The organism is Sphingobium chungbukense, from assembly GCF_001005725.1.
In the GTDB taxonomy this organism is placed as follows: Bacteria; Pseudomonadota; Alphaproteobacteria; order Sphingomonadales; family Sphingomonadaceae; genus Sphingobium; species Sphingobium chungbukense.
Map to the genome: position 1 here is coordinate 15846 of NZ_LBIC01000002.1, position 25026 is coordinate 40871.

General features: G+C 63.8%; 25 protein-coding genes and 1 pseudogene. 13 read left to right on the forward strand and 13 right to left on the reverse strand.

Going from position 1 to position 25026, the window contains the following annotated elements:
- Positions 1-60: 60 nt before the first annotated feature.
- The 3 genes from YP76_RS05785 (at position 61) to YP76_RS05795 (ending at position 1826) form a co-directional block, all read left to right on the forward strand.
- A protein-coding gene (locus tag YP76_RS05785; RefSeq protein ID WP_157035679.1) for an IS3 family transposase occupies positions 61-1199 on the forward strand; the annotation gives its coding sequence in 2 pieces (ribosomal slippage) (positions 61-328 and positions 328-1199; 1140 coding nt in all).
- Positions 1200-1306: 107 nt separating this feature from the next.
- On the forward strand, positions 1307-1543 hold the full coding sequence (locus YP76_RS05790) for a hypothetical protein (RefSeq protein WP_046762685.1): 237 nt from the start codon (positions 1307-1309) through the stop codon (positions 1541-1543).
- Position 1544: 1 nt separating this feature from the next.
- On the forward strand, positions 1545-1826 hold the full coding sequence (locus YP76_RS05795; protein ID WP_046762686.1) for a hypothetical protein: 282 nt from the start codon (positions 1545-1547) through the stop codon (positions 1824-1826).
- A 20-nt stretch (positions 1827-1846) separates the two neighbouring features.
- Here YP76_RS05795 and YP76_RS05800 read toward each other — a convergent pair whose 3' ends face one another.
- The gene (locus YP76_RS05800) at positions 1847-2227 is read right to left on the reverse strand and encodes a hypothetical protein (RefSeq protein ID WP_046762687.1); all 381 of its coding nucleotides are present in this window, start codon (positions 2225-2227) and stop codon (positions 1847-1849) included.
- 23 nt (positions 2228-2250) lie between these two features.
- Between YP76_RS05800 and YP76_RS05805 the strand changes: the two genes are divergently transcribed.
- Entirely contained in the window at positions 2251-3537 is a 1287-nt protein-coding gene (locus tag YP76_RS05805; RefSeq protein WP_157035680.1) for an MFS transporter, read from the forward strand.
- On the opposite strand, the gene YP76_RS05810 is transcribed toward YP76_RS05805, so the two are convergent.
- The gene (locus YP76_RS05810; protein WP_046762689.1) at positions 3504-5855 is read right to left on the reverse strand and encodes a GH92 family glycosyl hydrolase; all 2352 of its coding nucleotides are present in this window, start codon (positions 5853-5855) and stop codon (positions 3504-3506) included. The genes YP76_RS05805 and YP76_RS05810 overlap by 34 nt on opposite strands.
- 182 nt (positions 5856-6037) lie before the next feature.
- Between YP76_RS05810 and YP76_RS05815 the strand changes: the two genes are divergently transcribed.
- Together YP76_RS05815 and YP76_RS05820 are read left to right on the forward strand one after the other, a co-directional pair.
- Entirely contained in the window at positions 6038-6643 is a 606-nt protein-coding gene (locus YP76_RS05815; protein WP_052757322.1) for an MFS transporter, read from the forward strand.
- Positions 6644-6686: 43 nt separating this feature from the next.
- Positions 6687-7904, forward strand: a complete 1218-nt coding sequence (locus YP76_RS05820) for an ROK family transcriptional regulator (protein WP_046762690.1) — start codon at positions 6687-6689, stop codon at positions 7902-7904.
- A gap of 156 nt (positions 7905-8060) precedes the next feature.
- Here YP76_RS05820 and YP76_RS05825 read toward each other — a convergent pair whose 3' ends face one another.
- The 7 genes from YP76_RS05825 to YP76_RS05855 form a co-directional block, all read right to left on the reverse strand.
- On the reverse strand, positions 8061-9056 hold the full coding sequence (locus tag YP76_RS05825; RefSeq protein ID WP_046762691.1) for a sensor domain-containing diguanylate cyclase: 996 nt from the start codon (positions 9054-9056) through the stop codon (positions 8061-8063).
- Between the two features lie 116 nt (positions 9057-9172).
- The gene (locus YP76_RS05830; RefSeq protein ID WP_020818371.1) at positions 9173-9445 is read right to left on the reverse strand and encodes an HPr family phosphocarrier protein; all 273 of its coding nucleotides are present in this window, start codon (positions 9443-9445) and stop codon (positions 9173-9175) included.
- Positions 9442-9846, reverse strand: a complete 405-nt coding sequence (locus YP76_RS05835) for a PTS sugar transporter subunit IIA (protein WP_007687176.1) — start codon at positions 9844-9846, stop codon at positions 9442-9444. Before YP76_RS05835 ends, YP76_RS05830 begins: the two co-directional genes overlap by 4 nt.
- Before the next feature lie 32 nt (positions 9847-9878).
- Positions 9879-10811: an RNase adapter RapZ gene (gene rapZ / locus YP76_RS05840; protein ID WP_046762692.1), complete on the reverse strand. Its 933-nt coding sequence runs from the start codon at positions 10809-10811 to the stop codon at positions 9879-9881.
- A complete protein-coding gene (locus tag YP76_RS05845) occupies positions 10808-11257 on the reverse strand; it encodes an HPr kinase/phosphorylase (protein ID WP_046762693.1) in 450 nt (149 codons plus the stop codon). Before YP76_RS05845 ends, rapZ begins: the two co-directional genes overlap by 4 nt.
- 158 nt (positions 11258-11415) lie before the next feature.
- Entirely contained in the window at positions 11416-13011 is a 1596-nt protein-coding gene (locus tag YP76_RS05850) for a stimulus-sensing domain-containing protein (RefSeq protein ID WP_046762694.1), read from the reverse strand.
- On the reverse strand, positions 12977-13684 hold the full coding sequence (locus tag YP76_RS05855; protein ID WP_046762695.1) for a response regulator transcription factor: 708 nt from the start codon (positions 13682-13684) through the stop codon (positions 12977-12979). The genes YP76_RS05850 and YP76_RS05855 overlap by 35 nt, the downstream gene beginning before the upstream one ends.
- 292 nt (positions 13685-13976) lie before the next feature.
- Here YP76_RS05855 and YP76_RS05860 point away from each other — a divergent pair, with 292 nt between their 5' ends.
- The 5 genes from YP76_RS05860 (at position 13977) to aat (ending at position 18325) form a co-directional block, all read left to right on the forward strand.
- Complete coding sequence (locus tag YP76_RS05860; RefSeq protein ID WP_046762710.1) at positions 13977-15572, forward strand: phosphoenolpyruvate carboxykinase; 1596 nt, start codon at positions 13977-13979, stop codon at positions 15570-15572.
- A 114-nt stretch (positions 15573-15686) separates the two neighbouring features.
- Positions 15687-16004, forward strand: a complete 318-nt coding sequence (locus YP76_RS05865; protein WP_046762696.1) for a hypothetical protein — start codon at positions 15687-15689, stop codon at positions 16002-16004.
- A gap of 98 nt (positions 16005-16102) precedes the next feature.
- A complete protein-coding gene (locus YP76_RS05870; RefSeq protein ID WP_046762697.1) occupies positions 16103-16363 on the forward strand; it encodes a hypothetical protein in 261 nt (86 codons plus the stop codon).
- A gap of 147 nt (positions 16364-16510) precedes the next feature.
- Positions 16511-17326, forward strand: coding sequence for a ferredoxin--NADP reductase (locus YP76_RS05875; protein ID WP_046762698.1), 816 nt, complete (start codon positions 16511-16513; stop codon positions 17324-17326).
- A gap of 237 nt (positions 17327-17563) precedes the next feature.
- Positions 17564-18325: a leucyl/phenylalanyl-tRNA--protein transferase gene (aat, locus tag YP76_RS05880; protein WP_046762699.1), complete on the forward strand. Its 762-nt coding sequence runs from the start codon at positions 17564-17566 to the stop codon at positions 18323-18325.
- Between the two features lie 35 nt (positions 18326-18360).
- Here the strand turns inward: aat and YP76_RS29155 are convergent.
- From YP76_RS29155 to YP76_RS05900, 4 genes and pseudogenes are all read right to left on the reverse strand, one after another.
- Positions 18361-18762: pseudogene (locus YP76_RS29155) on the reverse strand (DUF2155 domain-containing protein); the annotation flags it as partial.
- Positions 18759-19157 (reverse strand): NADH:ubiquinone oxidoreductase subunit NDUFA12, encoded by a 399-nt coding sequence (locus YP76_RS05890; protein WP_046762701.1) that lies wholly within the window; start codon positions 19155-19157, stop codon positions 18759-18761. The gene YP76_RS05890 and the pseudogene YP76_RS29155, both read right to left, overlap by 4 nt.
- Positions 19158-19202: 45 nt before the next feature.
- Positions 19203-19739: a DUF192 domain-containing protein gene (locus tag YP76_RS05895; RefSeq protein WP_046762702.1), complete on the reverse strand. Its 537-nt coding sequence runs from the start codon at positions 19737-19739 to the stop codon at positions 19203-19205.
- A 62-nt stretch (positions 19740-19801) separates the two neighbouring features.
- Positions 19802-20326 carry a regulatory protein RecX gene (locus tag YP76_RS05900; protein WP_046762703.1) on the reverse strand — a complete coding sequence of 175 codons (525 nt, stop codon included), beginning with the start codon at positions 20324-20326 and terminating at the stop codon, positions 19802-19804.
- A 150-nt stretch (positions 20327-20476) separates the two neighbouring features.
- Here YP76_RS05900 and YP76_RS05905 point away from each other — a divergent pair, with 150 nt between their 5' ends.
- Together YP76_RS05905 and YP76_RS05910 are read left to right on the forward strand one after the other, a co-directional pair.
- Positions 20477-22237: a fatty acyl-AMP ligase gene (locus YP76_RS05905; protein ID WP_046762704.1), complete on the forward strand. Its 1761-nt coding sequence runs from the start codon at positions 20477-20479 to the stop codon at positions 22235-22237.
- Between the two features lie 157 nt (positions 22238-22394).
- Positions 22395-24686, forward strand: a complete 2292-nt coding sequence (locus YP76_RS05910; RefSeq protein ID WP_046762705.1) for a putative bifunctional diguanylate cyclase/phosphodiesterase — start codon at positions 22395-22397, stop codon at positions 24684-24686.
- The last annotated feature ends 340 nt before the right edge of the window (positions 24687-25026 follow it).

Genomic DNA, 25026 nt, shown 5'->3' on the forward strand with positions numbered 1-25026 from the left:
TTGAGATAAGTGGATTTTCTGCCTGACGGTGGCCAGGATGGCTGCGAGACAGGAGCAGAGATGAGCAAACGACCCCGCCGGAATCACAGTCCGGCTTTCAAGGCGAAGGTGGCACTGGCTGCCGTGAAGGGCGAGAAGACGCTAGCCGAGTTGGCGCAGCAGTTTGACGTGCATCCGAACCAGATCACGACGTGGCGTAGCCAGTTGCTGGAGGGCGCGGCCGGTGTGTTTGGTTCGGACAAGGCATCGGAAACGGGCGAGCCGCCGGTTGACGTGAAGACACTGCATGCCAAGATCGGTGAGTTGACGCTGGCGAATGATTTTTTGGCCGGCGCGCTCGGGAAGGCCGGTCTGTTGCCGAGCGCAAAGCGATGATCGATCGTTCGCACAGTTTGCCGCTATCGCGGCAGGTGCGGGAACTGGGGATCAGCCGGGGCAGCGTTTATTACCTGCCCAGGCCGGTTTCGGTGGCTGATCTGACGATCATGCGGCGCATCGACGAACTGCACCTGGAATTTCCGTTCGCGGGTAGCCGGATGCTGCGCGATCTGCTGCGGCAGGAAGGGATCGAGATCGGCCGCCAGCATGTGGCCACGCTGATGAAGAAGATGGCGATCGAGGCGATTTACCGTCGCCCGAACACATCGAAGCCAACGCCAGGGCACAAGATTTACCCCTATTTGCTGCGCAAAGTACCGATTGTGCGGCCCAACCAGGTCTGGGCGACTGACATCAGCTACATCCCGATGGCGAGGGGGTTCGTCTATCTCGTGGCCATCGTGGATTGGTTCAGCCGCAAGGTCCTGGCCTGGCGTGTGTCGATCACGATGGAGGCCGACTTCTGCGTCGAGGCGCTGGAGGAAGCCCTGGCGCGCTACGGCAAGCCCGAGATTTTCAATACGGATCAAGGCAGTCAATTCACGAGCCACGCCTTCACCAGCGTGCTGCACCGGGAGGAAATCGCCATCAGCATGGACGGCCGAGGCGCATGGCGCGACAATGTGGTGGTCGAGCGCCTGTGGCGCTCGGTGAAATATGAGGAAGTTTACCTGCGCGCCTACGCCGCGGTTAGCGAAGCCCGGATATCGATCGGTCGTTATCTGAACTTTTACAACGCAAGGAGGCCGCATTCGAGCCTTGGCGCCCGGACCCCGGACCAGGCATATTTTGACAACCTGCCTATTGCGATGGCAGCATGAATTTTGCTGCCGATATGGGGCGTCACTCCGGTCGGGCTTCGCCCTCCCTGCATGACGCCCCATATCGGCAGTTCGATGATGAAACCGGCAGATGATCCACTTATCGAATGCCGATCCCTGTTCAGACTACCCCAGCCACCTCTGGCCCATGGGCGGGGCAGGAAGACCTCAAGATCGACGTGGCGTGGCTGAAGGGCACGCTGCGAAACACGATAGGCGCTATAGACTGGCAGGCCGCCGCTGAAGATGTCAGACGCTTTCTACGTCCAACGGAGGCAAAGTCGCTCGAACTATGGAGTGAGCGCTTCTTCCTGGCGAAACTCGAAAAGATGGTACGGGCGTGAATTGTTCGGCAAGCATGGCCTGCCATTAGCGCCGGCGACAGTATCGCTGAGCAGCCATTTTTTCCTGCCGGTGACAAAGATTCCGATGTCGCACAGGCGCGCGATCCCGGAATGCAGTCTGGAGAAACTCGCCCAAGTCCTCGCCGGCATGTTCGTGAAAGCCCTCCATCGGCATCGCCCGATGCGCCGCGATGGAGCATGGCCCCTCGGCGCTTATGATGCGACCAAGATGACCGCCCGCACCGCAGCATTTCGGGATAATATGAGAAAGAAACGGGCTTAACCCGTGCAAGCATTTTCCAGCTATCGGCCAAGGTAGAAAAAGATGCGAACATCAACTATCTGAGGGTTTAGGACAGTCATGCAAGACGCTGCTAAATTGGAAGGGAATTCGACTTTGGACGAGCTGGGCAAATTCTGGGAAGCTGCACCCAGCCGATTCTCTAATGAACTGTTTTCAAACAGAAAAATTACCACGCCCCGTTGCCTTGACATCGCAGGGATCGCAAGTTCAATCCTTGCCACGCCCACCATGATAAGCCCCGCAAGCCTTCGCGCCTTGCGGGGCTTTCCCATTTGAGGCCAACGGGTCTCGCTTTTCCTCTCGTCGGAATCATCAAGATATGGCGTCGATTTGACGACCACGGCGTTGTGGCCAAAGGTGAGACGCGGCGAAAAGGTCATTCATGCAGTCAGACGCGACCATAATGCGCATATCCCGTCGTTCGATCGCTATCGCCGCCCTGTCGACCATCGTCGAATGGTATGATTTCACCCTCTATCTCTATCTCGCATCGCTGCTGTCCCGCGTGTTCCTGGGCGGAACGCCGGTCGCATTGACGGACATTTTGGCGGGCTTCGCGGTCGCCTATCTGATGCGTCCGCTGGGTGCGATCGCCTTCGGCCATATCGGCGACCGATACGGCCGAAGGCCGACCATGCTCTTGTCCATGGGCCTGATGTCCTTCGCCATGCTGGCAACGGCGCTGCTCCCCACTTTCGCGCAGATCGGCTCGACGGCCGGCATTCTGCTGCTGCTCCTGCGGTGCATGATGGCCTTCTCGGTGGGCGGCGAATATACCGGTGTCGTCGCCTATCTGCTGGAAGGCGCCCGGCCCGAGCGGCGCGGCTTCGTGACGTCGCTGGCCGCTGCCGCCAGCGAAGTGGGGGCCTTGCTGGCGGCAGGCCTTTCGGCGGCCATCGTCGTATCGCTCGATGCCCCGGACCTTGAACGATGGGGATGGCGCATTCCATTTTTCGTGGGCGCAGCCATGGCCGGGCTCATCCTGCTCGCCCGGTCGACGATCGAGGAATCGCCTGATTTCAGACGGCAACAAGCGCAACGAACCGTGCCGCGCCATCCGCTGCATCACAGCCTGAGCCGCCACCGCCCCGCCATAGCGCGCGGCTTTGCCATCTCGGCGCTGGGATCGATCACTTATTATGTCGGCATCACTTATGTCCCCACTTTCCTCACCGGCACAAAGGCCATGGGGGAGGGGGCTGCCCTCTGGTTGTCGACCATCGCGGCGGTCGTGGTGATATTGGTGACGCCGCTGACCGGCCTGCTGGCCGACTGGATCGGGCGAAGGCCCATATTGGTCGCGCTGGCCCTGACGGCCACGCTCGCGCCGACGGGTCTGTTCCTGCTGATGATGCAGGGGGATTTCGGGAGCGCGCTGACCGGCGCGCTTCTTCTCGCTGCCTTGGGGGGGGCGGTCAGCGCCGTGGGCGCGGTCGCCACCGCCGAACAATTTCCGGGCGAAGGGCGCCTCAGCGGCCTTGCCTTCGGGGCGACGAGCGCGACGGCGCTGTTCGGCGGGCTGACGCCGTTTCTGGCGCAGTGGTCGATCGATCGGACCGGATGGCCGTTGGTGCCCGGCCTGATGATCGCGATGGTGGCGCTCGGCGTTCTGCCGGCTTTCTGGACCTTGCCCGAAACGCCACCGCCGAAGCGGCGTCAGCGGGCCGGCGTGGCGGTGGAAAGCGAATAAGGCCGCGTGCCGGCTCCCTTCCCCCATTCGATATTGGGCCTGGACTGCATGATGAAGCGCAAACTGCCGCCCTTGCGGATATCCTCATCGGCGATCCAGCTTCGATCCAGCGGCCGGCCGTTCAGTTCCACCGATCCGACATAGATATTGGCGTCGGACATATTCTCCGCCTCCACCGTGAAATGCCGTCCATCGGGCAAGGTCAGCACCGCGCGGCGGACGAAGGGCCGGCCGATGACATATTGGTTCGAACCGGGCGTGACAGGATAGAAACCCAGGGCCGTGAAGACCAGCCAGGCGGACATCTGTCCCAGATCGTCATTGCCCGACAGCCCGTCGGGGGTCGGCTTGTACTGGCTCTCGACAATCTGCTTCAGCCGCGCCTGCGTCCGCCAGGGCGCGCCCGCATGGGCGTAGAGATAGGCCACATGGTGGCTGGGTTCGTTGCCGTGGATATATTGGCCGATCAGCCCGGCAATATCCTCCGCATGGCTATAGTCGAGCTTCGACATGTCATAGTCGAACATGGCGTCGAGCCTGGCGATCGCCTTCGCATCACCGCCCAGCACGCGGAAAAGAGCGGCCTGATCCTGCGGCACGAACCAGCTATATTGCCAGGCATTGCCCTCCGTATAATCCGACCCGTAATTGATCGCCGTGGGGTCGAAGGGGGTGCGGAAGCTGCCATCGGCCTTGCGCGCCCGCAGCCAGCCGCTCTTCACGTCGAAGCTGTTGCGCCAGTAGCCCGACCGCGCGAGGAAACGCCTCGCCACATCGTCACGCCCCATGGCCTGCGCCATGCGCGCGATCGTCCAGTCGTCATAGGCATATTCGACGGTCTTCGATGCCGCCTCCGGCTCCCGGTCGATCGGCACATAGCCAAGCTTCATATAGTCGCCCAGGCCGCCATAGGGGGCATAGTCCGCGCTGGCGACCATGGCGGCGAGCGCCTTGTCCGCGTCGAAGCCCCTGAACCCTTTCAGATAGGCGTCGGCAATCACCGGCACCGCATGATAGCCGATCATCGTCCAGGTTTCCCGCCCGGCGAATTGCCAGACCGGCAGGATGCCATGCGGGCTGTGCTGCTGGCTGGCGATCAGCGAATTGACGACGTCGGATGTCGTCTTTTCCGGCTGGACCAGCGTCAGCAAGGGATGTTCGGCGCGGAACGTGTCCCAGAGCGAGAAGGTGGACCGGAAGGTGAAATCCTTCGCCTGACGGACCTGATCGTCCGGCCCACGATAACGGCCGTCGACGTCGCTCCAGATGCTGGGCGCCAGCAGCGTGTGGTAGAGTGCGGTGTAGAGGTTCCTGCGCATCGGCTCCGGCGCGTCCATCTCCAGCCGTCCGAGCGCCCGACGCCAAGCGTCCTCGGTCCTTTTCCGGACGGTGTCGAAGCCGGCGCCTTCGGCATCGAGATTGGCAATGGCGCCAGCCTCGTCCACCCCGGAAAGCGCCACGCGGACCTCCAACGGGCCAGCGAGCCTGCCGAAATCGAGCCGTGCCTCCAGCGCCTTGCCCAGCTTTTCGGCCAGCGCATCGCTGCCCCGGCCGGGCGCCTGAAAGCCCTTGTAGGGAACCGCCTGATCCCGGTCGAGAAAGGTATGATCCTTGAGCGGCGCGGAAAAACGCATGGCGAAGAACAGTTTGCGGCCCGGCGCCCATCCCCGCGTCTCGCGAAAGCCGGTCAGCGTGCCGTCGGGATGAAGGTGCAGGCCGGACCAGAGGATCTTGCCCGGATAATCGTAAAGCGAGGAGCGCAAGTCGATCAGCAGATGCGCCTCCTGCCCCGCGGGAAAGGCGTAGCGGTGGATGCCCACCCGCTCGCCGGCGGTCAGCTCGGCCCGGATGCCGCTATCGGCCAGCGTCACCGCATAATAGCCGGGGCTCGCCTTCTCGCTGTCATGCGAGAAACGCTGGCGGTAGCCGGAGCGTGGCTGTTTCGGATCGCCCGGATCGAGCAGGACCGCGCCGGTTTGCGGCATCACCAGGATGTCGCCCAGATCGGAATGGCCCGCGCCCGAGAAATGGGTATGGCTGAACCCCTGGATGGTCGGATCGTGATAGCTGTAACCGGCCGCATGGGCATAGCAGTCGCGAATCTGGCAGGTCGCATCGGTATCGGGCGAAAGCTGCACCATGCCGAAGGGTGCGGAGGCGCCGGGGAATGTATGGCCCTCGGGGCCGGTGCCGATCATGGGATCGACGAAGGCCAGGGGGTCCACAGGCGTTTCAGCGGCGAGCGGCCATGCCGAAACGGACAGCAGCAGCGCGGCAGCGAAGGGCAAGGGGGTGAAGGAAAGGGTTCGCCCGATCATGATCCATTGCCTCCCGGCTCTAATGGTTCGGACGCGCTTGTCCCACTCGCGTCTGCCCCCTGTTTTTCTCGTCTTCATCGCAACCGCAACGGCAAAAGCCCCAGGCGGTTGCATCGACTGCCGAATTAATACATTAAATTTCGTTATTCAATCCGCAGTCAAGCGGGAGCCTTGCAGGAGAGATGAATGCCGGGATCGAAGCCGCCGGTTTCCGGGCCAGCGCGATCATCGCCGGAGGGGCTGCGGGCCTGCTGTTCGGTTTCGACACGGCAGTCATCGCGGGCGTCACCCGCGCCCTTACCCATGAATTTCTCCTGAGTTCCGCTGGGCTAGGCATGGCGGTCATCGACCGCTTCGGACGCAAGCCGCTGCTGCTGACCGGCGCGGTCGGCACCGCTCTCGCCCTGGCCGGCGTCGCCGCCATCTACGCGACCGGCCGAGGGCAATATCTGCTGCTCCCGGCACTGGTGGCCTTCATCCTGTTCTTCGCGGTGTCGCAGGGCGCGGTCATCTGGGTCTATCTCTCGGAAATCTTCCCGACCGCCGTCCGGGCGCGAGGGCAATCGATCGGCAGCGCAACCCATTGGCTGCTCAATGCCCTGATCGCCTTCGGCTTTCCGGTGGTGGGCCAATGGTCGCGCGCCGTCCCTTTCGCGATTTTCGCTGTCGCCATGTTCCTCCAGTTCATCCTCATCCGCCGCTACTTCCCTGAAACAAGCGGCCGCTCGCTGGAGGAGGTGCAGCAACCATTGACGGGTTCCGTACAGCATGAAAGACCGGCAGCATGACGCGCATTCAAGCAGCCCGGACGGGCCATGGGCTGGAGCATCGATGAACGGGATATTGCATTCCGTGCGCCCCCGGCTGTCCGGCACCAATCTGGAGCGCGCGGCGGACCATAATCAGCGGATCACGTTGCATGCGATCCGGGTGTGCGGGTCTCTGACGCGGGTGGAACTGGCGGGGATCACGGGGCTCACCGCGCCGGCCATCGCCAACATCACCAAGCGCCTGCTACAGGACGGGCTGATCGAGGAAGCGGGACAAAGGCGCGGCGGACGCGGCCAGCCGCCGACCAAGCTCGTGATCCGCCCAGACGCCTGCTATTCGATCGGCATCAATATCGACCGCGATCATATCACCATCGTGCTGGTCGACTTCGCCGGGCAGACGCTGGCGCGGGCGAGCGAGGAAATCGACTATGCCCTGCCCCGTCATGTGAAGGCGCTCTACGAACGCTCGATCGAAAATATGCTGAAAGGCGCCCAGGTCGACCCTGCCAAGCTGGTCGGCATCGGTGTCGCGGTGCCCGACGACCTTGGATCGATCGACCTGCCCGGACGTCCCGCCGCCTATGCCGAATGGGAAGGCGCCGACATGGCCGCGCTCTTTTCCGGCCCCCACGGCCCGCCTGTCTTCACCGAAAATGACGCCGCCGCCGCCGCCATGGGCGAAATGCAGCTGGGGCTGGGGCAGAAGATCAACAGCTTCTTCTACATCCTGCTATCCTCGGGCCTGGGCGGCGGGCTGGTGATCGACGGCAATTATGTCCGCGGCGCGGACGGTCGCAGCGGCGAGATCGGCTTCATGCAGGCGCATCGCGTGGGCGGCGGCCCGGATGCGCAACTTCAGAATATCGTCTCACTGTCCGCCCTGGCCAACATATTGTCGGCGGAGGGTTTCACCTTGGCGGAAGCTTTCGGCGGGGAAACGGACGCCGCGGCCTGCGCCGACCGCTGGATCAGCCTGGCTGCGCAGCAATTGGCCGAGCCATTGGCGGCGGTGAACTGCCTCGTCAATCCCGCAGCGGTGCTGTTGGGTGGCCGGTTGCCGATGCGGTTGGTGGAACGGCTGGCGGAACGGATCAACGCGCGGATGCAGGAGATGGCGGCCAGCCTGCCCGCCGTCGCCCCGGTCGCGCGCGCCGCCCTGTCCGAAGATGCCCCCGCGGTCGGCGCGGCAATCCTGCCGTTCAGCCATTTCCTGCTGCCCAAACCCGGCGCCTTGTGGAAAGCCCCGCGCAGCATGGGCGTCGGTATGGAAACCTAGAGCATCGTACGCAAAAGTGGGAACCGGTTTTGCGCTTAAAGCGATGCGACAACAAAAGCTGAGAGCGCGCGGCTTGCGTATGATTTAACGCAGCGCGCTCCAGCGTTGCGCCAAAGGACGCGGGGAACCCGCCTTTCCTTCCGCCTCCTTCGCGCCCTAGGTCGCGTGCGTCGCGTCGTGCCGGGCGATGGCGATCCGGTTGCGGCCCGAGCGCTTGGCTTCGTAGAGCGCCATGTCCGCCACCGCGAGCCAGCTTTCACTCGTCGGCCAATCTCCGCGCAGTTCCGCCACACCGAAGCTGACCGTGACGTGCAGCGGCGGCGTGCCGGGGATTTCGGTCGCGGCAATCGCATCGCAGAAGCGTTGCGCGGCCCTGGCGGCATCCTCTTCAGCGGTTTCGGGCAGCAATATGCCGAATTCCTCGCCGCCCAACCGCCCCAGCGAATCGCTGGGCCGTTGCAGGCTGGTACAGAGTCGGGCGATGCCGCGGATCACCTGGTCGCCGGCGGGGTGGCCGTGCGTATCGTTGATCCGCTTGAAATGATCGATGTCGAACAGCAGCAGGCTCGCGGGCCGATCATGCCGTTCGAACAGGGCGATGGCGCGGTTCATTTCACTAAGGAAAGCGCGGCGGGTGAGCGCGCCGGTCAGATGATCGCGTTCCGCGATGCGGCGCAGTTCGAGTTGCTCCACCACCAGCGCGGCGAGATTCTGGAGGATGGCGATCTGGCCGGGATCAAACTGGCGGGGCACCGTGTCGATCGCGCAGAGCGAACCGATATTGTAGCCGTCGGGGGTCTCCAGCGGGATACCGGCATAGCTGCGGATATTGGGATCGCTCGTCACCAGCGGATTGTCGCAAAAGCGCGCATCCTCCCTGGCATCAGTGATGACCATGGGTGCCCGCTGGCGGATGGTATGGTTGCAAAAGGCGACGTCGCGGGATGTTTCCTTGTCGTCGAGGCCCACCAGCGACTTGAACCATTGCCGATCGGCGTCGACCAGCGAGACGGCGGAAATCGGCACGCCCAAAATGCTGCGGACCAGATCGGTGATGCGGTCGAAGGAGGGTTCCCTTGGCGTATCCAGAACTTCATAGCGTTCGAGCGCGGCGAGGCGGGCCGGTTCGTCTGTCAGCTTCGGATCGAGCATTGCCAAGGCACCTCAACTGGTGACGCAGCCTGCCGCGCCCCGCGATTCTGGTTCAAACTTATCCTATGATAATGGCTTGGCGAGGCTTAACAAAGGTTTGGCGGCGGTGATCCGTCTTATTCCTCGCCGAACTTGTCCTCGACCAGAGTCACCAGCTTGCCCAGCGAATCGGCTGCTTCCGGGCCGGTCGCGCTGATGGTGATGCTGTCGCCCATCGCCGCGCCCAGCATCATCAGGCCCATGATGGAGGTTCCCGTGACTTCGCTGCCGTCCTTGCGCACGGTGATCTGCGCGGGCAGGCCGCTGGCCAGGGTCACGAATTTCGCGCTGGCACGGGCGTGGAGGCCGCGCCGGTTACTGATCCTGACTTCCTGGCTGATTTCGCTCATGTGGTGCTGCCCAACAGTTCCGACGCTACGCTGATATATTTCTGACCCGCTTCCCGCGCAGCGGCGACGGCCTGACGCACGTCCATCACCTTGCGGGCGCTTTCCAGGCGTATCAGCATGGGCAGGTTGATGCCCGCGATCACCTCGATCTCGCCTGCCTTTAGCAGCGAAATGGCGAGATTCGACGGAGTGCCGCCAAACAGGTCGGTCAGCAGGATCACACCCGATCCGTCATTGACGCGGGCAACCGCGTCCGCGATGTCGGCGCGACGCATCTCCATGTCGTCCTCGGGGCCGATGCAGATGGTCTCGATCTGCTGCTGCGGACCGACCACATGCTCCATCGCCACGACGAATTCCGTCGCCAGCGCCCCATGGGTGACGAGTACCAGTCCAATCATCTTGCTTACGTGGCCCACCTGTTTTTCATGGATTACGCTTTCGGGCCTCCCGGTTCGCGCTTCTCCAGGGCGTCCTGGGGCGCTGATTCCATATTGCGGTGCGAGACCGTGGGCGAAAAGCCCGCATCTTGCAAGTATCTGGCGACGCGTTCTGCCACATGGACCGAACGATGCCGGCCGCCCGTACAGCCGAACGCCACGGTAACATAGCTTTTTCCGCCCTCGGCATAACGGGGCAGCAGCAGCGTCAGCAATTGTTCGATCCGCCCGACGGCCTTTTCATAGGCCGGATCGTCCATGATATAGGCGGCGACATCGGGATCGAGGCCGGTCTTCGGCCGCAGCGCTTCCTCCCAATGCGGATTGCGCAGGAACCGCATGTCGAACATCAGGTCGGCACTCAGCGGTACGCCGCGCGAATAGCCGAAGGACATGATCGTCAGCACCGGGTCCGACAGCCCGTCGCGTGAGAAACGGTTGCGGATTTCCTGCTGCAAGGCGTTGCTGGTGAGGCTGCTGGTGTCGATCACCTGATTGGCCCAGCGGCGCAGCGGCTCGGTCAGTTCGCGCTCGCGGGCGATGCCGTGGGCGGCGGGACGGTCGGTCGCCAACGGATGACGGCGGCGCGTCTCGGCAAAGCGCCGTTCCAGCTCCGCATCCGAACAGTCGAGGAACAGCGTCTCGACATCATGGCCGTGGCGGGATCGCAATGCCTTGATACGCTGCGCTATGGCGGCCGCGTCGAAGCCGCGCGTCCGTGCGTCGATGCCCAGCGCCAGCGGCCGGTCGGTCCCCTCGTCATGCCCCTCGGGCAGGGGCGTGTCGAGCAGCCGGTCGAGCAGCACCAGCGGCAGATTGTCGACCACTTCCCAGCCCATATCCTCCAGCGTCTTGAGCGCCGTGGTCTTGCCGGCGCCAGACAGGCCGGAAACGAGCAATATGGTCTTTGGTGTTTCGAAACTCATGATGGACCGACGCTCTTCAGGCCCATGTTCCTGAGCGCGAGCTCGACCTTGATCGGGGCGGAGGCTTCGAACGGCGCGAGTTGCACGACAGGCACATCGACACCGGCCATGGCCCGCATCGCCGGCTCCAGCGGCATGCGCTCGACCGCGTCGCTCAGGTCCACGGCCAGCGCGACGGGGGCATTGTCCGCATGCGGCATGTCGACCAGGCCCAGGCCGCGGACTTCCATCATGCCGACGATCCGGTCGGGCGCGCGGGCGAACAGCCGGCCCTCGATCGCAAGCACGCGGGTATAGTCGTCGCTGACCAGCACGGCGCCGCGATCGATCAGGCGCAGTGCCAGGTCCGATTTGCCCATGCCGCTGGGGCCGCAGAGCAGCACAGCCTGACCGTCGATCGCCACGCTGGTTGCATGAAGGGTTTCGGAAGAAGGTGTCGACGCCATGTTCAAACTTATCGTTTCGTCGCCATACTAGCTCTTGTTGGCGCTGGTGGGAATCGAATTAACCGGGACGGTCTCATTATGGCGCACTTTGCGGGTTGGCGGGAAATGCGCATTTTCCGTCATTATCTTCCCGTCACCCGGGGTTGATCCCGGCAAATCTATTCCGAAACGATGCCGGGGTCGCGTTCCACCGCCATGGGCAGGCGCATGATGAAGCAGGCGCCGCTTTGCGCATCCTGGCGGTCCGCGATGCTGATCTTGCCCTGATGTCCCTCCACGATCGAACGGGCGATGGCGAGGCCCAGGCCCGAATGTTTGCCGAACGCCTCATTTTCGGGGCGCACGCTGTGGAAGCGACGGAAGACATGTTCCCGTTCGGATTCGGGGACGCCCGGACCCTGATCCTCGACGCTGACCAGCACTTCATTGTCCGCCACGGTCGCGACGATCTGGACCAGGCCGCCGTCGGGGGAGAAGGACACGGCATTGTCGATGAGGTTGTCGAGCACGCGGATGATCCGCTGCTCCTCGCCCAGCACCACCGCGACATTCTTGCGCGGGCGGGCGAAGGCCAGGCGCACGCCCCGGGGGACGCCGCGCGCTTCGCGGGCGACGACCATCCTCTCGATCAGCAGGCCAAGGTCGATCGGCTCGAACCGGGTGCGCGACAATTGGGCGTCGATGCGGGACGCTTCGGCAATGTCCGTGACGAGCCGGTCGAGCCGCCGCACATCGTCCTGCGCGATCGCCATCAACTGGGCGCGCAGCTCCGGCTTGTCCACCCGGTCGAGCGCGTCGAGCGCCGACCGCAGCGAGGCGATGGGGTTCTTGAGTTCATGGCTGACATCGGCGGCGAAGGCGTCGGTCGCGTCGATCCGCTGGCGCAGCGCATGGCTCATGTCGGAGAGGGCGCGGGCCAGCATGCCGATCTCGTCGCGCCGGTCGGGCAGGCGCGGCACGGTGACTTCGCGCGCCCGGCCGAGGCGCACCCGCACCGCCGCGCGGGCGAGGCGCTGCAACGGTTGCACGATGGTCCGGGCGAGAAAGAGCGAGAGCAGCACCGACGCCAGTACCGCCGCAGCCAGCACCATGCCCAGGCGGAACCGCTCCGCCCGGACGATTCGCGTGATGTCGCGGGCGTTTTCGGTGGCGAGCAGGCTGGTGCCATCCTTCATGTTCACCGCGGCGGAAATCATGAAGGTGCGGTCGGGCGCATAGCGGTTCATCGCCTGCATCCGGCCGGTTCGGCGCGCCTCCACCAGTTCGGGCCAGGTTTGCGCCCGGTCGACCGCAGGTTCCTCGAAATTCGGCGGGCGGTCGGCGGAAACGATGCGGTCGATCGCCTTGTCGAGGAAGCGGGCGACATGGCGCTGCCATTCCTCCTCCTCCGGCAGGCGCAGGCGATAGCGCGGCGCGTTCATGGTGAAGCTGTCCGCGATCAGCGTGCCCTGCGCATCATAGCGCCGGACGCGATCCTCCGTCTGGCGGGAATAGGCGGCGATCAGGGCATTCTGCCGGTCGGCGGGCGCATTTTCCAGGCCGATCGCCAGCAATTGGAGTTCCCGCGCCGACTGTTGCAGCCGATCATCGACGATGCGTGTGCGATAGCTGTCGAGATAGAAGAAGCCGCCCGCCAGCAACGCCAGCGCGAACACATTGACCGCCAGGATGCGCGGGGTCAGGCTGATCCGGCCGGACCAGCTCAACCCGGCGACCGGGTCAAACCTCTTCGGAGAAGCGGTAACCGGCGCCATATAATGTGTCGATCGCGTTGAATTCGGTGTCGACTTCGCGGAACTTGCGGCGCAGTCGCTTGATGTGACTGTCGATGGTGCGGTCGTCGACATAGACATCGTCCTGATAGGCCGCGTCCATCAACTGGTTGCGGTTCTTGACCACGCCGGGGCGCGCGGCCAGCGTTTCCAGGATCAGGAATTCGGTGACGGTCAGCGTCACGTCGCGGCCCATCCATTTCACGCGGTGGCGCGCCGGGTCCATCTCCAGCCGGCCGCGCACGATCGGTTCGGCGACCGGCTCGTCGGGCGCGGCGTCGACCCGGCGCGCCTCCGCCCGGCGCAGGATCGCCCGGATGCGGGCGATCAGCAGCCGTTGGGAAAAGGGCTTGCTGATATAGTCGTCGGCTCCCATGGCCAGGCCCAGCGCCTCGTCCAGCTCATCGGCCTTGGACGTCAGGAAGATGACCGGCATCTGGCTCTTCTCGCGCAGCCGCCGCAACAGTTCCAGCCCGTCCATGCGGGGCATCTTGATGTCGAACACGGCGAGGTCGGCCGGGTTTTCGACCAGGGCCTTCAGCGCCGCTTCCGGGTCGGAATAGAGGCGCGTCAGGAACCCTTCCGTCTGCAACGCGATGGATACAGAGGTCAGGATATTCTTGTCATCGTCCACCAGAGCGATGGTTGCGGTCATGCTGTGTCCCGGAAAATCTTCGGCATGGGAATGCCCCTGCGTTAGACGATGGCGGCTCCCCCCGCAAGGAAGGTCCGTTGGGGCGGGTTATGCGGCGTAGCCATGGGAATTCGGGATAAATGCCGCAGTTGTGGCCTTTTCCGGGGTTTGACGCACCTACCGCAAAGGCTTATGCCCGCTTTGTCTGCAGCAAATGGCGCCATGCGGTCCGAAGATCGCGGCGTCGAGAGGCGGACCGGTCGTAAGCATGATAAGATGGCGGCCGGACATAATGATATTCAGGAGCAAAGGCGTGCAGGCCAAATCCTCGTTCACCCTCGATCAGCAGGGCATTTCCACCAGCGCCCTTCAGTACTGGAATCTGGGCACTGCGCCCCTCGTCGAAGCCGCGCTCACCAATGGCGAAGGCATATTGGCCAAGGACGGCCCGCTGGTCGTCAAGACCGGCAAGCATACCGGCCGGTCGGCCAGCGACAAATTCATCGTCAAGGATGCGGAAACCGAATCCACCGTCTGGTGGGGCAAGACCAACGTGCCCATGACGCCGGAGCATTTCGCGGCTCTGAAGGCCGATTTCTTCGCCGCGCTGGGGCAGAAGGACAAGCTCTACGTCGCCGACCTGTATGGCGGGTCGCAGCCGGAACATCGCGTCAATGTGCGCGTCATCAACGAACTGGCCTGGCACAACCTGTTCATCCGGACCCTGCTGGTCCGTCCGGGCGCGGATGAGCTGGCCGGTTTCACGCCGGAATACACGATCATCGACCTGCCGACCTTCAAGGCCGATCCTGCCCGCCACGGCAGCCGTAGCGAGACGGTGATCGCGGTCAACTTCACCGAGAAGCTGATCCTGATCGGCGGCACCCGCTATGCTGGCGAGATGAAGAAGTCGGTGTTCGGCATCCTCAACTATCTGCTGCCGACCCATGGCGTGATGCCGATGCATTGTTCCGCCAATATCGGCCCCAACGGCGACACCGCGGTATTCTTCGGCCTGTCGGGCACCGGCAAGACCACGCTGTCGGCTGATGCTTCCCGGACCCTCATCGGCGATGACGAGCATGGCTGGTCGGACACCGCCGTCTTCAATTTCGAGGGCGGCTGCTATGCCAAGATGATCAACCTGTCGGCCGAAGCCGAGCCGGAGATCTTCGCCACCACCAAGCGGTTCGGCACGGTGCTGGAAAATGTCGTGATCGACGAGGAAACCCGCGAGATCGACCTGGACGACAACAGCCTGGCCGAAAACAGCCGCGGTTCCTATCCGATCGACTTCATCCCGAACGCGTCGGAAAAGAATCTGGGGCCGGTGCCCAAGAACATCATCTTCCTGACCGCCGACGCTTACGGGGTATTGCCGCCGATCGCGCGGCTGACGCCGGATCAGGCCATGTACCACTTCCTCTCGGGCTATACCGCGCGCGTTGCGGGGACCGAGATCGGCGTGACGGAGCCTTCGGCGACCTTCTCGACCTGCTTTGGCGCGCCCTTCATGCCGCGTCATCCGTCGGTCTACGGCAATCTGCTGAAGGAACGGATCAACAAGGGCGGCGTCACCTGCTGGCTCGTGAACACCGGCTGGACCGGCGGCAAATATGGCGTCGGCAAACGCATGCCGATCAAGGTGACTCGCGCCCTGCTCAATGCGGCGCTCGACGGCAGCCTCAACAGCGCCGAGTTCCGCACCGATCCGAATTTCGGCTTCCAGGTGCCGGTGGCGGTGCCGGGCGTCGATGCGACGATCCTCGATCCGCGCGCGACCTGGGCCGACAAGACGGCCTATGACGAGACCGCCGGCAAGCTGGTGAAGCAGTTCGTCGATAATTTCGCCCAGTTCGAGGATCATGTCGACGCATCGGTGCGCGATGCGGCGCTGACCGCCGCCTGACAGCGCAGCGATCCGTAACGAAAGGGGCCGGGGGAGCGATCTTCCGGCCTCTTTTGCTTTCTGTTGCCGGCGCGCAATGCTATCCTGCATCGAATTTTCAGCGGGATATGAGCTATGGCACTATTTGACGATTTGCTGGGCAATATGGGCGGTCTGGAAGCGGTTGCCGCGAAGATCGGCCTTCAGCCGGATCAGATGCAGGCGCTGATGAGCGAAATCGGCGGCAAGATCGCGTCGGGCGAAACCGATGTCGCAGCGTTGGCGACGACGGCGGCGGAGCATGGCGTGTCGGCGGACAAATTGCAGGAACTTTTCGCGCATTTCGGTGGGCCGGAAGCCATATTGTCGAAGATTGGCGGGTTGTTCGACCGGGACGGCGACGGCAATCCGCTCAACGAACTGGGCAATCTGGCGAAGGGATTGTTCGGCTGAGGGGCCTTCGGGCAGGTTTTGTCGGTGGGCGAGCGTCATTTTGCAATATCGTACAATAATACCCTGCTTTAGGTATGCCTTTGGATAGATAAACGGCTATGGGCCTGCCTTGGGGACGGACGCCTGTGGCGATCGTGCAAGGGGAAGCGACCATGATCGGGGAGATGTTGCGGGGCGGCGCTGCCCTTGTGGCGATATTGAGTGTCCACTATCCGATGAAGGAAGGCCCGATGGATGAACGCGGGCAGGACGGAGCCTGTGCGAGCGGCGGCACAAGTGTTCGCTTGTCGCCACCGGGCGGTTTCCCCTGCTGCGTCCCTGCCCGCCGGGTGAATCCGCGCACCTGCCCGCGCGCCTGATCGCCAGCTTTCGCGGCGACAAGTTTTTTTCGCCTTGCCTTCGCGCGGCCCAGGGGGCATTCGCGCTGCATAGCTTATTGCGAAGCCCACGCAACTGGCGCTCCCTTCGAGCGTCGGCGGTTCGTGGATTTGGCAGGGGAAAAGGTTTTGAACGACGTGACCATCGAAAAGCCGGTACTGGAACCGACCGGCGCGCTCTCCGTGGAAACCGTGCTGTCGGTGAAGCACTGGAACGAGCATCTGTTCAGCTTCCGCATCACGCGGCCGGCCAGCTTCCGTTTCCGTTCGGGCGAATTCGTGATGATCGGTTTGCAGGGCGACAACGGCAAGCCGCTGCTGCGCGCTTATTCTGTCGCCAGCCCCGCCTGGGACGAGGAACTGGAGTTCCTGTCGATCAAGGTGCAGGACGGTCCGCTGACGTCGAAGTTGCAACTGATCCAGCCGGGCGACCAGATCTATCTCGGCCGCAAGCCGACCGGCACGCTGGTGACGGACGCGCTGCTGCCGGGCAAGCGGTTGTTCATGCTGTCGACCGGCACGGGGCTGGCGCCCTTCCTCAGCCTGGCGCGCGACCCCGACGTCTATGAATTTTACGAGCAGGTCGTGGTGGTCCATTCGGTCCGCCGGGTCAGCGATCTCGCCTTCCATGACGAGCTGACCGGCAAGCTGGCGGAAGACCCACTGGTGTCGGAGCAGGCGGCGGCGCAGTTCCATTATGTACCGACCGTGACGCGCGAGCCGTTCCGCAACAATGTCCGCATCGACAAGTTGGTCGAAAGCGGCGCGCTGTTCGAGGGCATAGCGGGCGAGGCGAAATTCGATCCCGAAACCGACCGGATCATGATGTGCGGGAGCATGGAGATGATCAAGCAGTTCGGCGCATGGTTCGAGGAGCATGGCTTCGTCGAAGGTTCCAACGCCGCGCCGGGTGCCTATGTGATCGAGCGGGCGTTTGTCGGCTGATCGTTTGATTTCATGATGCAAGACAAAAGGGCCGGCGAAATGCCGGCCCTTTTGTCTTGCGGGACAAGGCCTGTCCTGGTCAATTTAGAAAAATGCCGTTCCCGTCACTGCGGATCAAGTCCGGTGACGAGTGGCGACCGGCGGGAAACCACTCATTTGTGATTTTTCGAAAGTGGGCAATGGTTTGGATCAAACTCGGGCTGGCGCGTTGCGTCGTGGCGGGTTAGTCTTTCCCTGATGACGATTGATCCGCTGGTGCTGTTGCAGGCCTATGCCATCGGCGTGTTTCCCATGTCGGACGACCGGGAAGCGGACGAGGTTTACTGGATCGAGCCGAAGCGGCGGGCGATCATGCCGCTCGACGGCTTTCATATCTCCCATTCGCTGGCCAAGACGATCCGGCGGGAACGGTTTCGTGTTACCGCCAATCGCGATTTTGGCGGGATCGTCCAGCTTTGCGCGGAAGCAGCGCCAGACCGGCCGTCGACCTGGATCAATCATCCGATCGAGCGTGCCTATCGGCATCTGCACGAGATCGGCTTCGCCCATTCGGTGGAGGTGTGGGAGGAGGGCGAACTGGTTGGCGGGCTTTATGGAGTCGCCCTGGGCCGCGCCTTTTTCGGGGAAAGCATGGTGTCGCGGCGCACCGACGCGTCGAAGGTGGCGCTGGCCTGGTTGACGGCGCGGATGCGGTTCGGGGGCTTCGCCCTGCTCGACTGCCAGTTCATGACCGAGCATCTGCGGTCATTGGGCGCGATCGAGATCAGCCAGTGCGATTATCTTCAATCGTTGGCGGGTGCGCTTGACGGCGTGGCGCTGGGCGCCGGGCGCGGCGTGCTTGCCGGCGGTTCGGGTGTCTGGGCGGAACTGGCATTTTCGCCGCTCGCCGGGGATGACTTGGCCGGTCCGTCCGGAACATCGCCCTTGTCGCCCAGCTTCACCGTGTCGGGGCCGGTTTCGGGCCAGGCCATCGTGCAGCTTCTCACCCAGACGTCATAGATCGGGTGCTGGACCACATTGCGGTCCGGCCGTTCCCTGAACAGCCAGCCGGAAAAGTTGCGGCGCCATTTATTGTCGGCGGTGCTGCGCACGTCGAGTTGCACGAAGGCGCCGGTTTCCTGAACATTTTCCCAGGGGGCGGTGGTTTCGCAGGCTTGGAGCCGGACGATGGCGTCGCCCACGCGCAGCGCTTCGCCGGGCTTCATCTTGAGGTCGGTGGTGATGCCGTTGCGCTTGTTGAGCAGGCCGATCACCGCGACCCGCTCGTTCATCGGTGTACCGGTCAGGGCCGATTCGTCGCCGTTGCGAATCTTCTGCCCTTCGATCCGGACGGGACCGGTACGGTTCCCGCTGGGCATGTCGTCGCCACCGCAGCCCGCGAGCATCAGGGTGCAGCCGAGAATCGGCAGGAAACGTCCCGCCGGGCGCAGCGTCATGATGCGTCGGGGCTCCACGCCTCATAATCGCCGGTGGCCTTCTGGCGCAGGCCGCCTTTTTCCAGCGCGCCCGAAGGGCGGTAGGCCTGGGCCGTGCCGGTAGCGTTGGGGGTGAAGTCCTTTTCCCAGATGCGGGGCGGTGGCAGGAAGCTTTCCGGCGCGCCTTCGATCGAATGGTGCAGCCAGCCATGCCATTCGGCGGGCACGCGGCTGGCATCATTGGCGCCGTTATAGATCACCCAGCGGCGGGTCAGGCCGTTGGGGTCGGTGCCGCCTTCATAATAGACATTGCCCTGATGATCCTCACCGACCTTGGTGCCCTTGCGGGAGGTGTAGAGCGCGGTGCCGATGGTCGCGCCATCCCACCAGGTGAAGATCTTGCCAAGGATTCCCATGGGCGAAGCGCTTAGCCGCTGGGGCTGGCGCTTGGCAAGGGCGGATCAGTCGTTCGGGCAGAAATTCAGGCGATCCTTGGGGCTGTTCGTTGCGTGATCGGCGCGAGCGGCGAGGACGCAATTGCCCCAGCTGACACGGTCGCCCTGCTGGATGCCGAGTTCCGCTGCGCGGCCCCCCGCCAGTTCGAGGACGGCGGCGACGGGGATGCCCGCGGACACCGGCTCGCGCGAATAGGGCGCGGCATTGGACTTGAGAAAGGCGATGCTGCCATCGGTGTGGATGAACAGCATGTCCAGCGGGATCACTGTGTTCTTCATCCAGAAGCTGGCCGTGCGCGGCGGTTCCATCGGGAAGAGCATGCCGGAGTCGGGTGCCAGCGTCTTGCGGAACATGAGCCCCTGTTCCTGCTGCTGTTCGGTGAGGGCGACCTCTACGGTGAAGCGATGGGTGGCTTTGGCCGTGCGGATGGCGAGGGGGATGAGGGCGGCTTGCCGGGTGGCGGCGGGGGAGGAGGTGTTTTCGGTTTTGGGGGCGGATTGGGAGCAGGCGGTGAGAAGGATGAAGAGGGAGAGGGATGTCATGATTGCGGAGTAGCGCAACTTCGCGGTTGAAAACGCTGCTTTTTTAGGCTGGCTCATGTGATTTATTCTTCCTCTTCCGGCATTTCACCCGGCGCGGCATCGGTCCAGCGGCGGGCGGTGGCGAAACTGTGGCCGGCGCGGAGGAAGGCGGCGATCCACTTTTCGCGTTGCTTGGGGTCGGGGCGTTCCAGCGCATAGGGGCCGAGGCGCTTGCGGCGGGCGAAACGGTCGGCCGCCTGCCAGCTTTCGGAGGCGGTCCGGGCGTCGGCCTCTTCGCGGTCGGTCTCCGCTATGCCGTCGGCACGTAGGGTTTCGGCAACACGCCGGGCGCCATAGCCGCGGCGGGCGAGCGAGGCGCTTTTCATCGCCGCATAGCTGGCGTCGTCGACATATTTGAGATCGCTCAACCGATCGACCAGCGCTTGCGGGTCGGCGGGCCCTTCGCCGCCCCAGCCGCGTTCCTTTATCTTCCGGCCAAGATAGGCGTGCAGCTTGGCGCGGCTGGTGGCAAAACGGCCGACATAGCGCAGCGCCAGCTCGCGCAAGGCCTCTTCATCGAGCGGGGGAGGGGCGCGTTTATCAGCCATGGCAATGCTTCATGCCTGTTGCGCCTTGATTATGCCACAGTCGGGCCGGAATTTTACCGCCCCTTTTGAGGTAAAAGCCCAAGCTGGAATGCAACTATCCGGTGCAAAGTGGCTTGAAAGCTGTTAGCGGCGCGCCGGAATATGACAAACATGACATTGGGTGACGCCAATATGACGGGTTCGCAAAGCATGATGGCACCGACGCCGACCACCGACGATCTGCCCCGCCGCTTCTCGGATTTCGAGACGCTGGGCGAAGCGCTGGACTATGCTGCGACCGGGCGGCGTGGCCTGAATTTCCACGATGCGCGGGGGAATCTGGCGCGCGCCTATCCGTTTTCGGAACTGCGCGAGGACGCGATCGCCTGTGCGCATCGGCTGATCGCCCATGGGGTGAAGCCGGAGGATCGCGTGGCGCTGGTGGCGGAGACGGCCCCCGATTTCGCCCAGCTTTTCTTCGGTATCGTCTATGCCGGCGCATGGCCGGTGCCGTTGCCGCTGCCGACCAGCTTCGGCGGCAAGGAAAGCTATATCGATCAGCTGAACGTCCAGCTGTCGAGCTGCGACCCGATGCTGTTCCTCTTCCCCAAGGAACTGGAGGAGATGGCGGGCGAGTCCGGTCGCCAGAAGGCGGTCGAGAGTATCGCTTTCGAGGATTTCATTGCGCGGGATGCCGTGCCCTGCGACCTGCCGCAGGCGCAGCCGCAAGAAATCGCCTATCTGCAATATTCGAGCGGTTCGACTCGCTTCCCCCATGGCGTGGCGGTGACGCACCATGCGCTGCTGAGCAACCTTGCCGCGCACAGCCATGGCATGGAGTTGCAGGACAGCGACCGCTGCATCAGCTGGCTGCCCTGGTATCATGACATGGGGTTGGTCGGCTGTTTCCTGTCGGTCGTCGCCAACCAGGTGTCGACCGATTATATGAAGACAGAGGATTTCGCCCGCCGCCCGCTGGCCTGGCTGGACCTGATCAGCCGCAATGAGGGCACGTCGATCAGCTATTCGCCGACCTTCGGCTATGACATTTGCGCCCGCCGCATGTCGAGCCAGACCAAGGCGCAGGATCGCTTCGACCTGTCCCGCTGGAGACTGGCGGGCAATGGCGCGGACATGATCCGCCCCGACGTGATGCAGAGCTTCGTCGATGCCTTTGGCGATGCGGGCTTTTCGCCCAAGGCGTTCCTGCCGAGCTATGGTCTGGCCGAGGCGACGCTGGCCGTCACCATCATGCCGCCGGGCGAGGGCATCATCGTCGAACTGGTCGAAGAGACGGACCTGTCGGGCGGCGACGCGACCGAGGGTCGGCCGCAGCGCTTCCGTTCGATCGTCAATTGCGGCAAGCCCGCCCGCGACATGATCGTGGAGATTCGCGACGAGGATGGCGCCAAGCTGAACGAGCGCCAGATCGGCAAGGTGTGGACCACCGGGCCGAGCCTGATGGTCGGCTATTTCCGCGATCAGGAGGCGACCGACGCCTGCATGCTCGACGGTTGGCTCGACACCGGCGACATGGGCTATCTGAGCGACGGCTATCTCTACATCGTCGGTCGCGCCAAGGACATGATCATCATCAACGGCAAGAATCACTGGCCGCAGGATATCGAATGGGCGGTGGAGCAGCTTCCCGGCTTCAAGCAGGGCGACATCGCCGCCTTCGCCATCACCACACCGGGCGGCGAGGAAGCGCCCGCCGTGCTGGTGCATTGCCGCACCTCCGACAATGACGAGCGCACGCGGCTGCGCGACCAGATTCGCGAGCGGGTGCGGGCGATCACCGGCATGAACTGCGTGGTCGAACTGGTGCCGCCGCGTACCCTGCCGCGCACCAGCTCGGGCAAATTGAGCCGGTCGAAGGCGCGCAATCTCTATCTGACCGGCGAAATCCGGCCTTACGACATCGCCGCCTGATCCTTTCGCGGCGCCTTTCCCGGCGCTGCAATTTTTCTGCCGCGTTCGTCCCAGGCGTTACGGATTGCTAACCGCTTGCTGCTAAGCCGGGTGGGTGAGACGCGGGCAAAGTTCATCCTCCGACCAGGCACCTCAGGAGCGCATATCGCTTCGGGCGATGATGGGCTTTACCGCTTTGTCGGGCGACGCGGTGGAGCGCGTGATAGCGGGGCAATTACAATCCGCCGCCGCCGTCGCCCTGCTGCGGCAGGCGATGAACGTCTTCGGCCTCATGTTCCTGTGGCAGGTTTTCGGCCATCAAGGCTCGGCATCCATGCTGATCCTCTGGAGCGTCGGGCTGGTGGCATCGATGGCCGGCGGGGTCTTGCTGGACCGTCGCCGTCGCACGGGTTCCGGGGTGACGGCCGCCGACCTGCGTGTTCATGGCTGCACCGGCCTGATGCACGGGCTGGTCTGGGCGGCATGCATGATGATGTTCTCTTCGGGACATAGCGCGTCGCAACTGGTGGCGCACTGGACGCTGATCAGCTGCATCATGATATGCGGGGCGATCAGCTATGCCGCGACGCCGCTGGCCGCGACCGGGTTCCTGCTGCCCTGCATCGTCGGGCTGTTCTTCATGTTCGACGGTCCGGAGGAGTTGCCCCTGCGCGCGCTGGCGACCAGCTATGCGCTGTCGTTGCTGGTGGGTTGTTTCATCTATGCGCGGACCTTCGCCCGTCAGCACAGCGCCAGCGTGCAACTGGAGGAAAAGAGCGAGGTGGTGAGCCTGCTGCTCCGCGAATATGAACATGGCGCATCGGACTGGCTGTGGCAGACCGATCCCGCGCGGCGGTTGAACGGCGTGTCGCCGCGCATGGCTGAAATGCTGGGGCGCACCCCGGCGGAAGTCGAAGGCACGTTGCTGGTGCAGATATTGGCAGGCAGCGCCTGGGAAAGCGGTCTGTTCCCGGCCGAATTGCATGAACTGGCCGATCATCTGAAGCGGCGGGAGAATTTCAGCGCCATCGCCTTGCCGGTCGAGGCGCAAGGGGGCGTGCGGTGGTGGGAATTGTCCGCGTCGCCGCGCTATGATGAAACGGGGGTGTTCCTGGGTTTCCGCGGTGTGGGCTCCGACATTACCGAGCAACGCGAGTCGGCGGAACGGATCACCCAGCTGGCGCGGTTCGATCCGCTGACGGGCCTGCCCAACCGCGCGCATCTGCGGGAGGTATTGGACAAGTCCATGGTCGGGATGCGGACAGGCGTGCCGGGCTGCGCCTTCCTCATGATCGACCTCGATCGGTTCAAGGCGGTCAACGACACGCTGGGCCATCAGGTCGGAGACAAGCTGCTGACCCAGGTGGCGCGGCGGTTGAGGCACATCTGTTCGGGCAGCGAGTTTTGCGGGCGGATCGGCGGTGACGAATTCGCCGTGGTGATCCCGCATGTCGCGGCCAATCGCGGCATCGACACGCTGGCGGGGGCTATCATCAGCGGCCTGTCCGCGCCCTATCAGGTGGACGAACATCTGCTCTATGTCGGGGCGTCGGTGGGTTCGGCGCTGGCGCCGCAGGATGGCAGCGAGTCCGAAGCGTTGATCCGCAGCGCCGACCTGGCACTCTATCAGGCGAAGAGCGAAGGGGGCGGTGTCCATTGCGCCTATGAGCCGCAACTGCATGCCCAGGCGGAAGAGCGGCGGCAACTGGAACTGGCGCTGCGCGATGCGCTGGAGAAGGACCAGCTCCATGTGCTGTTCCAGCCGGTGGTGGAAGCCGAGACGGGGACCGTCGTCGGGTTCGAAGCGCTGGCCCGTTGGACTCATCCGGAAATGGGGCCGATCTCCCCCGCGAAATTCGTGCCTGTGGCCGAGGAGGCGCGGCTGATCGGGCCGATCGGGGAATGGGTGCTGCGGACCGCCTGTATGGAGGCGTCGCGCTGGCCCGCGCCGGTCCGCATCGCGGTCAATGTGTCGGCCGAGCAATTGTCGCACCCCAGCTTCGTGGGCGCGGTGGTATCGGCCCTGGCTCAGAGCGGGCTGGAGGCGCGGCGGCTGGAACTGGAAGTCACCGAAAGCGTGTTCGTCAACGCCGATACCGGGGCGCTCAAGATCCTCGACCAGTTGCGCGGCCTTGGGGTGCAATTGTCGCTCGACGATTTCGGAACGGGCTATTCCTCCTTGGGATATCTCAGCCGCACGCGGTTCGACACGATCAAGATCGACCGCAGCTTCGTGGTGGGCGCGTCGAACAACAAGGCGGAAAGCCTGGCGATCATCCGCGCGGTCGTGACGCTGGCCGACAGCCTGGGGATGGCCACCACCGCCGAAGGAGTGGAGACCGAAACGGAACTGGCGATGGTCCGGGGCCTTGGTTGCCGCAAGGTGCAGGGCTATTATTTCGGGCGGCCGATGCCTGCCGTCGAGGCGGCGGCGCTGTTTCCGGCGGATCAGCTTCGGGCGCGGGCCTAGAGCGATTTCCAGGCGATCGGGATCGATTGCTGGTTAAGAAATCGCGGCAAACAAAAGGCTAGGCCGTAGTGACATTTTAGGGATTGAACGAACTCGCTGACGCTCGACTGGCGCGTGGAGGCTGGCGGGAATGACCCCCTGGTGGGAGGATTTGGTTGCTGAAGACCAACCCCTCACCAGGAGTTCATCCCATGACAGACGTCACAGTAACGGTCAGCCCGCTGCGCCGTCGTATGATCGACGACATGAGCTTGCGCAACCTGTCCCCCGCCACTCAGCGGTCCTATTTGCACGCGGTGACCAAGTTCAGTCGCTACTTCGGGCGGTCGCCGGATCGCCT

Excerpts from the sequence above, each read along its gene's own strand:
- YP76_RS05790 (WP_046762685.1), top strand. The coding sequence starts at position 1,307 with ATGCCGATCCCTGTTCAGACTACCCCAGCCACCTCTGGCCCATGGGCG.
- YP76_RS05800 (WP_046762687.1), bottom strand. The coding sequence starts at position 2,227 with ATGACCTTTTCGCCGCGTCTCACCTTTGGCCACAACGCCGTGGTCGTC.
- YP76_RS05805 (WP_157035680.1), top strand. The coding sequence starts at position 2,251 with ATGCGCATATCCCGTCGTTCGATCGCTATCGCCGCCCTGTCGACCATC.
- YP76_RS05810 (WP_046762689.1), bottom strand. The coding sequence starts at position 5,855 with ATGATCGGGCGAACCCTTTCCTTCACCCCCTTGCCCTTCGCTGCCGCG.
- YP76_RS05815 (WP_052757322.1), top strand. The coding sequence starts at position 6,038 with ATGAATGCCGGGATCGAAGCCGCCGGTTTCCGGGCCAGCGCGATCATC.
- YP76_RS05820 (WP_046762690.1), top strand. The coding sequence starts at position 6,687 with ATGAACGGGATATTGCATTCCGTGCGCCCCCGGCTGTCCGGCACCAAT.
- YP76_RS05825 (WP_046762691.1), bottom strand. The coding sequence starts at position 9,056 with ATGCTCGATCCGAAGCTGACAGACGAACCGGCCCGCCTCGCCGCGCTC.
- YP76_RS05830 (WP_020818371.1), bottom strand. The coding sequence starts at position 9,445 with ATGAGCGAAATCAGCCAGGAAGTCAGGATCAGTAACCGGCGCGGCCTC.
- YP76_RS05835 (WP_007687176.1), bottom strand. The coding sequence starts at position 9,846 with ATGATTGGACTGGTACTCGTCACCCATGGGGCGCTGGCGACGGAATTC.
- rapZ (WP_046762692.1), bottom strand. The coding sequence starts at position 10,811 with ATGAGTTTCGAAACACCAAAGACCATATTGCTCGTTTCCGGCCTGTCT.
- YP76_RS05845 (WP_046762693.1), bottom strand. The coding sequence starts at position 11,257 with ATGGCGTCGACACCTTCTTCCGAAACCCTTCATGCAACCAGCGTGGCG.
- YP76_RS05850 (WP_046762694.1), bottom strand. The coding sequence starts at position 13,011 with ATGGCGCCGGTTACCGCTTCTCCGAAGAGGTTTGACCCGGTCGCCGGG.
- YP76_RS05855 (WP_046762695.1), bottom strand. The coding sequence starts at position 13,684 with ATGACCGCAACCATCGCTCTGGTGGACGATGACAAGAATATCCTGACC.
- YP76_RS05865 (WP_046762696.1), top strand. The coding sequence starts at position 15,687 with ATGGCACTATTTGACGATTTGCTGGGCAATATGGGCGGTCTGGAAGCG.
- YP76_RS05870 (WP_046762697.1), top strand. The coding sequence starts at position 16,103 with ATGGGCCTGCCTTGGGGACGGACGCCTGTGGCGATCGTGCAAGGGGAA.
- aat (WP_046762699.1), top strand. The coding sequence starts at position 17,564 with ATGACGATTGATCCGCTGGTGCTGTTGCAGGCCTATGCCATCGGCGTG.
- YP76_RS05890 (WP_046762701.1), bottom strand. The coding sequence starts at position 19,157 with ATGGGAATCCTTGGCAAGATCTTCACCTGGTGGGATGGCGCGACCATC.
- YP76_RS05895 (WP_046762702.1), bottom strand. The coding sequence starts at position 19,739 with ATGACATCCCTCTCCCTCTTCATCCTTCTCACCGCCTGCTCCCAATCC.
- YP76_RS05900 (WP_046762703.1), bottom strand. The coding sequence starts at position 20,326 with ATGGCTGATAAACGCGCCCCTCCCCCGCTCGATGAAGAGGCCTTGCGC.
- YP76_RS05905 (WP_046762704.1), top strand. The coding sequence starts at position 20,477 with ATGACATTGGGTGACGCCAATATGACGGGTTCGCAAAGCATGATGGCA.
- YP76_RS05910 (WP_046762705.1), top strand. The coding sequence starts at position 22,395 with ATGATGGGCTTTACCGCTTTGTCGGGCGACGCGGTGGAGCGCGTGATA.